The organism is Vibrio sp. MarTm2 (assembly GCF_027587055.1).
Taxonomy (GTDB): Bacteria; Pseudomonadota; Gammaproteobacteria; order Enterobacterales; family Vibrionaceae; genus Vibrio; species Vibrio sinaloensis_D.
In genome coordinates, this window is the sequence record NZ_JAPPTK010000023.1 from 1 (window position 1) to 10385 (window position 10385).

13 protein-coding genes are annotated in these 10385 nt (G+C 41.7%); 10 read left to right on the forward strand and 3 right to left on the reverse strand.

Annotation, left to right across the window (positions count from 1 at the left end; all coding sequences use genetic code 11):
- Nucleotides 1-32: 32 nt before the first annotated feature.
- Both OH458_RS21465 and OH458_RS21470 read left to right on the forward strand, forming a co-directional pair.
- Nucleotides 33-605, forward strand: a complete 573-nt coding sequence (locus OH458_RS21465; RefSeq protein WP_269979785.1) for a hypothetical protein — start codon at nt 33-35, stop codon at nt 603-605.
- An 876-nt stretch (nt 606-1481) separates the two neighbouring features.
- Nucleotides 1482-1730, forward strand: a complete 249-nt coding sequence (locus OH458_RS21470) for a hypothetical protein (protein WP_269979786.1) — start codon at nt 1482-1484, stop codon at nt 1728-1730.
- Between the two features lie 22 nt (nt 1731-1752).
- Here OH458_RS21470 and OH458_RS21475 read toward each other — a convergent pair whose 3' ends face one another.
- Together OH458_RS21475 and OH458_RS21480 are read right to left on the reverse strand one after the other, a co-directional pair.
- On the reverse strand, nt 1753-2250 hold the full coding sequence (locus tag OH458_RS21475; RefSeq protein ID WP_269979787.1) for a GNAT family N-acetyltransferase: 498 nt from the start codon (nt 2248-2250) through the stop codon (nt 1753-1755).
- Entirely contained in the window at nt 2247-2519 is a 273-nt protein-coding gene (locus tag OH458_RS21480; RefSeq protein WP_017420534.1) for a type II toxin-antitoxin system TacA family antitoxin, read from the reverse strand. Before OH458_RS21480 ends, OH458_RS21475 begins: the two co-directional genes overlap by 4 nt.
- A 231-nt stretch (nt 2520-2750) precedes the next feature.
- Here OH458_RS21480 and OH458_RS21490 point away from each other — a divergent pair, with 231 nt between their 5' ends.
- Nucleotides 2751-3170: a lysozyme inhibitor LprI family protein gene (locus OH458_RS21490; protein WP_269979788.1), complete on the forward strand. Its 420-nt coding sequence runs from the start codon at nt 2751-2753 to the stop codon at nt 3168-3170.
- A 602-nt stretch (nt 3171-3772) separates the two neighbouring features.
- Complete coding sequence (locus OH458_RS21495; protein ID WP_269979789.1) at nt 3773-4330, forward strand: NADAR family protein; 558 nt, start codon at nt 3773-3775, stop codon at nt 4328-4330.
- A gap of 759 nt (nt 4331-5089) precedes the next feature.
- On the opposite strand, the gene OH458_RS21500 is transcribed toward OH458_RS21495, so the two are convergent.
- Entirely contained in the window at nt 5090-5293 is a 204-nt protein-coding gene (locus tag OH458_RS21500; protein ID WP_269979795.1) for a hypothetical protein, read from the reverse strand.
- A 176-nt stretch (nt 5294-5469) separates the two neighbouring features.
- On the opposite strand from OH458_RS21500, the gene OH458_RS21505 reads away from it, so the two are divergent.
- From OH458_RS21505 to OH458_RS21540, 6 genes are all read left to right on the forward strand, one after another.
- Nucleotides 5470-6084, forward strand: coding sequence for a hypothetical protein (locus tag OH458_RS21505; protein WP_269979790.1), 615 nt, complete (start codon nt 5470-5472; stop codon nt 6082-6084).
- Between the two features lie 1024 nt (nt 6085-7108).
- Complete coding sequence (locus tag OH458_RS21515) at nt 7109-7534, forward strand: hypothetical protein (RefSeq protein WP_269979791.1); 426 nt, start codon at nt 7109-7111, stop codon at nt 7532-7534.
- A gap of 217 nt (nt 7535-7751) precedes the next feature.
- Nucleotides 7752-8084, forward strand: coding sequence for a type II toxin-antitoxin system RelE/ParE family toxin (locus tag OH458_RS21520; RefSeq protein WP_012600340.1), 333 nt, complete (start codon nt 7752-7754; stop codon nt 8082-8084).
- The gene (locus tag OH458_RS21525) at nt 8071-8385 is read left to right on the forward strand and encodes a helix-turn-helix domain-containing protein (RefSeq protein WP_017049537.1); all 315 of its coding nucleotides are present in this window, start codon (nt 8071-8073) and stop codon (nt 8383-8385) included. The genes OH458_RS21520 and OH458_RS21525 overlap by 14 nt, the downstream gene beginning before the upstream one ends.
- Nucleotides 8386-9200: 815 nt before the next feature.
- On the forward strand, nt 9201-9470 hold the full coding sequence (locus OH458_RS21535; RefSeq protein WP_038193591.1) for a type II toxin-antitoxin system TacA family antitoxin: 270 nt from the start codon (nt 9201-9203) through the stop codon (nt 9468-9470).
- Nucleotides 9467-10000: a GNAT family N-acetyltransferase gene (locus OH458_RS21540; RefSeq protein ID WP_269979793.1), complete on the forward strand. Its 534-nt coding sequence runs from the start codon at nt 9467-9469 to the stop codon at nt 9998-10000. Before OH458_RS21535 ends, OH458_RS21540 begins: the two co-directional genes overlap by 4 nt.
- The last annotated feature ends 385 nt before the right edge of the window (nt 10001-10385 follow it).

The window sequence follows — 10385 nt, forward strand, 5'->3', positions numbered from 1 at the left end:
GCTCATTACAATCGATAAACTTAGGTAATTAAATGGAAAAATTAAAAATGGACGTCGGTATTCCTGACGGTATGACTATCAACTCAAATTTTGATGGGTTAAGAATTGAGCGTAGATGGTTTTCAACTCAAACATTGGTTCTAACTGCATTTGTTATTGTTTGGGATGGATTTTTGTTTTATTGGTATAGCAACGCGTTTAGTTTGGGAGGACTAACCAAAGAGAATGCTGTGACATTGCTGTTCCCTTTATTACATGTTGTAGTGGGTATATTTTTTAGCTACTACGTTGTTGCGTGCTACTTAAATAAAACGACTATTTCTGTCAACCACAGTTTTGTAGAGTCTAGGATATCACCTGTCCCTTTTGGGTTTAAAAAACTAATACCGTCATCATCAATTGCTCAAGTCTACTGCAAAGATATAGTTAAGAACTCAAAAAATGGCCCAAGTGTGACATATGAGGTGCGAGTAATCTTGAAAGACCGCAAAAATATACGATTGGTCTCTGGATTGGAAACAAGTGAGCAAGCATTGTTCCTTGAGCATGAAATTGAATCATATCTCGGCATAAAAGATGTACAAGTGAAAGGAGAATTGAGCTAACAAGGCGTTCAAGACGGATTCACAACGCTTGGCATTTTGGGTTTGAATCGGCTTAAGTGTTTACGGCACAATGGCTTAAGTTGGGTGGTTGCGTTGTTCACCACTTAACGCGGCGTTATGCGCCAGAGGATGAAAGTAAATCTGAACAATTTCAAGGTTAGTTCTTTGGTGCTGTAATTGGCGGTAAAATCTAGTGTTTTTTAGCGGCTGAAAGTCCTCACGGTAAGCTTGTCGGTTCAAAAGATTGTGCGTTTGTTGAGTGTCAGCTTTCTTTGGTGTTGTTTGTTCACGTGCGCTTCAATCAATAGTCGCGTTGAAACTGCGCCCCGCTTAACTTACGGGGTATACGATAGTTTTTCAACAAAGTAGTCGTGTGTTTTTTCGGTGTTGGAGCGTCTTAGTGTCCAAGACACATAACAAGGCGTTCAAGACGGATTCACAACGCTTGGCGCTCTCGGTATTCTTTGAGTTAAGTGATTATGTCACAATGGTTTAAGTTTGGTGGTTGGCGTTGTTCACCACTTAACGCGGCGTTATGTTTACTTGCAATTCAATGGCTTAAAGGTCTTAGGCTATAGTTCTCTGTCCCTCTGTCCCTCTGGCCATTCGTCCCTAGTAGACTCAGCAAATCCGCATGGTCGGCCTAAATTCTTGAACCTCTCAGTCCGTAAAACATGCCAATGTTCGCGGGTTGCTTCATTGTCAGGTCGTGGCGGTTGGCTTCTTGTTTAACTGGCTCAAAGTCGCTTTTGGATTCTTAGCCAATTAGTATCTCGGCTTGGCAGTTGTCTCGGCAACTCAACATTGTCTTTCGCTTTGGTTGGAAAGATAGGGCGTTAGTTGTTCCTTGGTCTGGTTGCCTCATTGGGCAGGGAAGTGGAATTACTTGTTTCTGGTTGGTCGCCTTTGGCGGTCAAGTTGGTTTCAGCCTTGTGGTTTACTTCAGAAAACCAGTTAGAAATTGCAGTTCTTTCTCAAGTAAATCATGTATTTGTGGTAAAACATAACAAACAATTCAACAGTGATTCGCAACGCTTGGCGCTTTCACTTCAGGTTGAGTTTAGTGTTTACGGCGCAGTATTCGAGTTCAGTGTCTGCGTTGCTCACACGTTAATTGGGCGTTAGTTTGCTAAAGGCTAGCGATTAACTAGCCTAAGCTTGCTCTCACATCAGCAATGGTGATGAAGAGTTTATTTTCAGCGTCTTCAAATGCTTGAAAACCATAGCGTTCATAGAAGTGTTTCGCACCGTCTTTGGCATCAACGATAACAACTGGAAATGCAACGCTATCACTTGCAGCTAATAGCTTTCTGAGTGCGTCAATAAGCAGCCACTCACCAAAGCCTTTCCCTTTGTATCGGTCATCGACAGCAAGGCGGGCAATCAGACCACCAGAGGTGGTTGATTGGTGCTTTTTTTGTAACTTATCTGGCAATGTCTTTAAGTCAATTGGTGTCATTGTTAGTGTGTAAAAGCCGATGACATGTGAGTTGTCGCTATCATCTTCCAAAACAAATGTTCTAGTGTTGTCCTTCTTTGCTTGCTGACTCGCCATTACTTTTAAGTAATTATTGAGAGCTTCGATGCCACAGTTGAATCGGTTTCTATCGTGTTTAGCTTTATCTAGAAGTACCGTATTCATCATTGAGTTTTACTCTCGTATCGATCAGCAGCAGCTTTTAGTTTTGAGTTCTGTGTCGCAGGACGGTCTAAAGCTTCCATGAGCAACATCGCATCAGCTTGGCTCAGTTTTAAAGCCTGTTCACGTTCGATGACTTGTTTGGCTTTTTCGATAGCAGCGCTTAGAACAAACGAGTTGATGCTAGACATGCCGGCGATCGCGGCAGCCTTAGTAAGTAAGTCTTGCGTATCGACATCAACTCTAGCGGTGATGCGAGGCAAAGTAGTAGCCATAATGTAATCTCCTGTTGTGTCAAAATGTCACATGTGTATTATGGTCTTAAAGTGTGCAATAAGCAACTCCCGTGTCACTTTGGCACACAAACTAACAAACTGTTTAAGAGTGATTCGCAACGCGTGGCATTTTTACTATGCGTTGGTTTTAGTGTTTAAGGTGTTATGCGGGAGCTTCAGTATTGCGTTGCTCACACCTTAACAGGGCGTTATGTGCTTTAGAGGTAAATGATGAAAAAACGACTAATTTTAGCTTTATCTTGCTTGGTTTCTTTCACTTCTATTGCAGGTGAAAATGCCCCCATAGATTGCGATAATGCTATAAATACACTCCAAATTAACCAGTGTGCATCAATAGAACTCGAATCAGCAAAAGAAGATCTTTCCAAATATTTGGACGCTAGCTTTGAACATAATTCGTATGACCCAGAATTAGTTAAAGCAATCAAAGTTGCTCAAGCTGACTGGCAGGCATATATGTCATCTCATTGTGACTCTGTATATACGCAATGGCGTGATGGCACAATTCGAGGTGTTATGGCAATTTCATGTAAAACTAAGCTAACCAAGCAAAGAACTCATGAGGTTTGGGAGAACTTTTTAACCTACATGGACAGCACCCCTCCAGAGTTACCTGAACCAAAACAGTAGGTTAATCTACCACGCACATAACAAAGCATTTAAGAGTGATTCGCAACGCTTGGCAGTTTCGCTTCGCTCAAGTATAGCCAAGCGCCGCTCACACCTTAATGCGGCGTTATGAGCCTGATTGGAATATGGAGGATTTAATTGGATATTTTAGCTTTTTTTCAACTCATATTAGTGTTTGGCTGCCTAGGTATGATTATATCCAGTTTTATTTCAATGAATGATTTGTTTTACAAAATGGCTTCTGCACTAAATGGGTATGGTGTCGCAGGTCTAGCAATAGCTCCTATCTTAATTTTTATCCCTTGTAAGTCGTCTGATGTAGCGGAACTCTATCGAAGGCAAATACTTCAGTATGGGAAAAGGCTTTTATTCTGGGTCTTTGTATTGGCTTTATTCCTATATACTCGTCACGAGTATGGTCTGTTTCTTCAATCTAGGTAGGTCTCAGGCACATAACAAGGCGTTTAAGGTGGATTCACAACGCTTGGCGATCTCAGTATAAGTTTAATTTAGTGTTTAAGGCACAATGGTTTAGGTTTAGTGGTTGGCGTTGCTCACCACTTAACGCGGCGTTATGCGACTCAAAAATTAGGATTTGAGGTTTGAAAATTAGATCTAAAGAAGAGCTTCAGGAATACGTAAATAAAGGCAATAAAATTAAGTATGTATTCTTTTGGGGCCATCAAGAAAAAGGCGGTACTGTATCCAAATCTTGTTTTAGTCAGTGGTATGAATCCACTTTTAGTGAGAACGGTATTGAGTACATGACTGCTGAACACTATATGATGGCAGAGAAAGCGAAACTGTTTGGTGATAATGAGACCTATCAAAAGATAATCAAAGCCACTAACCCAGGAGAAGCGAAGTCTCTGGGGCGTGAAGTTCGAGGCTTTGATGAATCAAAGTGGGTTGAGAATCGGTTTCAAATTGTTGTATCTGGTAATGTATTGAAGTTTTCCCAAAATAAGGAGTTGAGTGAATTCCTCCTTAAGACAAGCAATAGAATTCTGGTGGAGGCTAGCCCAGTAGATAAAATATGGGGTATCGGGTTAGCAGTGGATAACCAGAAAGCTGAAAACCCCAACTTATGGAAAGGACACAACCTTTTGGGATTTGCACTAATGGAGGTTAGAGATATCCTCCGAGAGTCAATCGCATAACAAAGCGTTTAAGGCGGATTCTCAACGCTTGGCGGTTTTCGTTTGAATCAGTTTTAGTGTTTACGGCACAATGCTTTAGGTGCGGCGGCATGCGTTGCTCACCACTTAACGCGGCGTTATGCGCCAGAGGATGAAAGTAAATCTGAACAATTTCAAGGTTAGTTCTTTGGTGCTGTAATTGGCGGTAAAATCTAGTGTTTTTTAGCGGCTGAAAGTCCTCACGGTAAGCTTGTCGGTTCAAAAGATGGTGCGTTTGTTGAGTGTCAGCTTTCTTTGGTGTTGTTTGTTCACGTGCGCTTCAATCAATAGTCGCATTGAAACTGCGCCCCGCTTAACTTACGGGGTATACGATAGTTTTTCAACAAAGTAGTCGTGTTTTTTTTCGGTGTTGGAGCGTCTTAGTGTCCAAATGAGTAAGCGCATAACAAGGCGTTTAAGGCAGATTCGCAACGCATAGCATTTTTGGTTTGCTTTGAATTTAGTGGTTACGGCACAATGGTTTAGGTTCAGTAGAGGCGTCGCTCACTACTTAACGCGGCGTTATGTTTACTTGTATTTCAATGGCTTAAAAATTCTTCGACCTGTGTTCTTTGTCCCTTTGGCCATTCGTCCGAGTTGCCTCAGCAAATCAGCATTGTCTATCTAAGTTCTTGAGTTTCTTAGGCTGTAACACATGCAAATATTCGTGGGTTGCTTCATTTTCAGGTCGAGCTGGCTAGGTTTTAGTTCTCTGGCTTAAAGTTGCTGTGAGGTTTTTGGTCAATCAGCATATTTGCTTGGCAGTTGCCTCGGCAATTTTCCATTGTCTTGCGCTGTGATTGGAAAGAAAGGGCGCTTGTTGTTACTTCGGCGGGTTGCCTCATTGGGCAGGGAAGTGGCATTACTTGTTGCTGGTTTATCGCCTTTGGCGGTCAAGTTGGTTCTTGCGTTGTGGTCTAGCTCAGAAAAAACGTTAGAGATCACAGTTCTTTCTCAATTAAATCATGTGGTTGTGGTAAACATAACAAACAATTTAAGAGGGATTCCCAACGCTTGGCATTTTTGCTTCTACTTCATTTTTAGTGGTTACGGAACAATGTTTTAGGTTGGGTGGTAGCGTTGCTCACCCCTTAATTGGGCGTTATACGCAAAGGCGGAAAATGGATAAATTCGAAATTCGTGCTGATGAAAATGGTATAGGTAGTGTCTTAATCTTGAAAGGCTCTTGGTCAGACTATGTCTTGGAATGTATGCTTTCTAATGAAATTAGAGCGCTTCGTTTGACTGACTCCTTCGGCTTCAAAGACCGAGACATTTCATTCATATCACAGCTTACCTTTCTGAAAAGTTTGGAGATATACGTTTGGGATGCAACTGGGTTGAAGAGTATTGAGGCTTTGACAGAGTTAGAAGTTTTAGGACTTCAGTGCAAAAGCCAACAAAAAATAGATTTTTCGCGTTTTTCCGATTTGAAGGTTTTTAATGCTACTTGGTCCAAAGGTCTAAGTTCAGTGCTTACGCTCAATACTCTCAAGAAATTAAACATCCAAAATTACCCAAATCAGAATCTAGAGTCGCTAAGTGGAATGGAAAACTTAGAACAGTTGTATCTTACTTCTAGAAAGTTAAAAAACCTTGATGGAATACAGCACCTATCTAAGTTGAAGTTACTGGATCTCTATAACTGCCCACTTCTAGCTTCTCTGAATGGCACAGAAAAATGTCCCAAATTAAAGAGTATCGAGATTGAAGCGTGTAATCGGGTTTGCGTATAACAAGGCGTTTAAGGCGGATTCACAACGTGTGGCGATTTCAGTTTAAGTTAAGTTTAGTGTTTAAGGTGCAATGGTTTAGGTTTGGTGGTTAGCGTTGTTCACCACTTAACGCGGCGTTATGACACGACGGTTCTCACAGGTTGTATGTACTGTGATGATACTCAAGTTTGATTGTAATCTAATAAGATGGCAGAAAAGCGGCAAAAAGGGCGAATATTGGTTATTTCCATGCTAACCTTGAGGCGCTTGCGCGATTCTTAATACGGCGCGAGATTAAAGAGATCGCGCAAGCGCCTCAAGGTAGTGCGATAACAAATACTTCGGCTTCGATTTTTTGTCTTTTTACTCCTACCTTATTGTATTAAAAGGATATTTCACTTAAATTTGAATGAAATTGGTCGTGACATAACAATGCATTCAAGAGTGATTCGAGCCTGCGTGTGTCCACAGTTTACTTTTGCTAGGTAGGTTAAACGTGGTCTGCAGATAGTTCAGTACTCACGGCTCTCACACCTTAATGCGCGCGTTAGGCTCTTAGGAGAAATAAATGGAAAATTCTGATTGTCCTCATTGCAGTGGAAGTGGTACTTGCACTTTGGATGACGGTAATTCTTGCGGCTCTTGCATGAAAACCGCAAAGATCAAAACAGATCATAAGATAGTACGATGTGGGGTTTGTAGTGGTACTGGTTCTTTAACTCGGCCTGAAATCCAGATGAACGAAAGGGCAAAATTATTTAGCCCACTTGTTGTTCTGAGTCTTGTGCTTCTTGTCTTTTACTTAGGTTCGTTTCAATTACTTTCGAATGATGAATATGCAGCCCAAGTTTACACAGCAATAGTCTCTTTAACATCAGTAATAGTGTCGTTCTACTTCGGCACTAAAAAGTAGGGCAAGCTTAGTATCAAGTTTGAAGTGCGGCATTTTTACTATGCGTTGCTTTTAGTGTTTAAGGTGGTATGCGGAGGCATCGGTATTGCGTTGCTCACACCTTAACAGGGCGTTATGTTTATAGAGGAAAAAATGAAGATTAGTAAGTTTTTAATAGCTAGTTTGGTTCTGTTTTTAAGCGCTTGCAACAGTACCGGTAGTAGTTTGGGTAACAGTTCAACAGTGCTAGAAAATGCTAAAGCTTATACATATGAAAGTGTAAAAGTACCGAGCCTAAAAGAGGCAACCCCCTCTGATTACGTCTATTATGCGGCTAAGCAAGCCGATAAAATGAAGTTTAAAAAGTTCGCCTTGATTCAGGAGTATTCTAAAGACCAAAATGGTAACTTTAGGGCAAGCAAAATCACGGCTTTTATGTTCAATGGCGACGAAGACTTTAGTGAAATCAAGCGCTACGAGAAGGTATATAGGAAATTGCAAATACTTGGCGTATTTGAAACAGAAGAATACAAAGATAAGCGCTTTATCCCAGTAGGGTATATCCCTGGAGCAGCATAAACATAACAAGGCGTTCAAGACGGATTCACAACGCTTGCCGATCTCAGTTCAAGTTGAATTTAGTGTTTAAGGCACAATGGTTTAGGTAAGGTGGTTAGCGTTGTTCACCACTTAACGCGGCGTTATAGCTCAGGTCAGATTTACTGCTCCAAAAATTATAGCTACGTTAATCACGTATAGTTTTGCTATCTATACGTTAATTGCGTATACTTTGCGTATGAAAAGTGTATTTGTCGAATCAACCATATTTGAAAAGTACCGTAATGAATATCTCAGCGATGATGAGTTTAGGCTTTTTCAAGCTGAGTTAATGTCTAACCCGAAGCAGGGTGACGTGATTCAAGGTACAGGTGGTTTGCGAAAGATTCGAGTTGCAAGTAAAGGTAAGGGCAAGCGTGGTGGCTCTCGCGTTATCTATTACTTCCTCGATGAAAAGCGTCGTTTCTACTTGCTGACGATTTACGGCAAGAATGAAATGTCCGACTTAACCGCAGACCAAAAGAAACAACTAAAGGCTTTTATGGAGGCGTGGCGTAATGAGCAATCGTGATTTATTTGCAGAGTTAAGTTCAGCACTTGTTGAGGCTAAAGAGCATTCAGAGGGCAAGCTTACCCTTAAAACTCATCAAGTTAACGACATCAGTGAGTTAAATATCTCACCTGATGAAATTGTGAGTATTCGAGAGCAGTTTAATATGTCTCGTGGTGTGTTTGCTCGTTTGTTGCATACATCATCTCGTACGTTAGAAAACTGGGAACAAGGGCGTAGCGCACCAAATGGACAAGCAGTAACCCTTCTAAAGTTGGTTCAACGTCACCCAGAAACCCTGTCGCACATCGCTGAGCTATAACAAACTGTTTAAGAGTGATTCGCAATGCGTGGCATTTTCACTATGCGTTGCATTCAGTGTTTCAGGTGGTATGCGGGAGCTTCGGTATTACGTTGCTCACACCTTAACAGGGCGTTATGTTTACTTGTATTTCAAAGGCTTAAAGGTCTTAGGCTCTAGTTCTTTGTCCCTCTGGCAATTCGTCCCGAGTAGACTCAGCAAATCCGCATTGTCGGTCTAAGTTCTTGAATCTCTCAGCCCGTAAAACATGCGAATGTTCGCGGGTCGCTTCATTGTCAGGTCGCTTCATTGTCAGGTCGTGGCGGTTGGCTTCTTGTTTAACTGGCTCAAAGTCGCTTTGAGGTTCTTAGCCAATTAGTATTTCAGCTTGGCAGTTGCCTCGGCAATTCAAAATTGTTTTGCGCTTTGGTTGGAAAGAAAGGGCGCTTGTTGTTACTTGGTCGGGTTGCCTCATTGGGCAGGGAAGTGGAATTGCTCGTTTCTGGTTGGTCGCCTGTGGCGGTCAAGTTGGTTCTAGCCTTGTGGTTTGCTTCAGAAAACCAATCAGAAATAGTAGTTCTTTCTCAAGTAAATCATATATTTGTGGTAAAACATAACAAACAATTCAACAGTGATTCGCAACGCTTGGCGCTCTCACTTCGGGTTGAATTTAGTGTTTACGGCGCAGTGTTCAAGTTCAGTGTCTGCGCTGCTCACACGTTAATTGGGCGTTATATTCTTTCTCGCTCCGTAAAGTTTCCGTACAAATTGAATGTGCTTTAAGTTTGCACTATAATCTCTAGGATTACGGAATGTATCCGTACATAGGAGGGGTTATGGCAACGGCACGTTTAGATATCCGCCTTGATGAAGAGATCAAGGCAAAAGCCGAAAAAGCATCGGCTTTACTTGGTTTAAAAAGTCTTACCGAATATGTTGTGAGACTTATGGACGAAGATGCGACTCATGTTATTGAAGAGCATGAAAGTATTATGGTCAAAGACAGTGTCTTTGACGAGTTTATGGCTGCGTGTAATAAAGCGAAAGCTCCGAATCAAGCTTTGCTTGATGCTGCCAAATTTACAGATGAGAGTGGCATTAAGTGAGTTGGGGTAAAGAGTTCGTAGAACTTAGTAAATCAAAGCATGACCGCAACTCATTTGATTGTGGTGAGCAAGAGTTAAACACATTTATCAAAACTCAAGCTGCAAAGCACATGCAAGCAGGCATCAGCCGAACAATGGTTTTACCTAGTGCTCAACCAATGCTAAATCAAAAACTCGCTATTTGTGCATTTTATAGTGTTGCACCGAGCTCAATCAGCCGAGAAACATTACCGGCACCACTAGCAAAGAAACTTCCTAGATATCCAATTCCTGTTTTTCTCTTGGCTCAATTAGCAGTGCACAAAGAGTTTCATGGCTCTGGGCTCGGAAAGGTTAGTCTTATTCGCGCCCTGAAATACTTGTGGGAAGTTAACAATCACATGCGGGCATACGCAATTGTTGTGGACTGTCTTACAGACTCCGCTCAAGCGTTCTATACGAAGTTTGGCTTTGAAGTATTGTGTGAACATAATGGGCGTATTCGTATGTTCTTACCAATGAAGACGGTAGAACAACTTTTTAATCAATAGGCTACGAATATAACAAAGCATTTAAGAGTGATTCCTTACGCTTGGCATTTTCGCTTCGCTCAAGTATAGCCAAGCGTGCGTCACACCTTAATGCGGCGTTATGCGCCAAAGGGTGAAAGTAAATCTGGATGATTCCAAGGCTAGTTCTTTGGTGCTGTAACTGGCGATAAAGTCGAGAGTTTTCTAGCGGTTGAAAATCCTCACGGTGAGCTTGTCGGCTCAAAAGGTTTTCCGTTGGTTGAGCGTCAGCTTTCTCTGGTGTTGTTCGTTCACGTGCGCTTCAATCAAAAGTCGTGGTGAAACTGCGCCCCGCTTGAATCTGTTGATTTACGATAGATCTCCAATAAAGTTGCCGTGTATTGTTTGGTTGTTGAAGCGTTTTGGT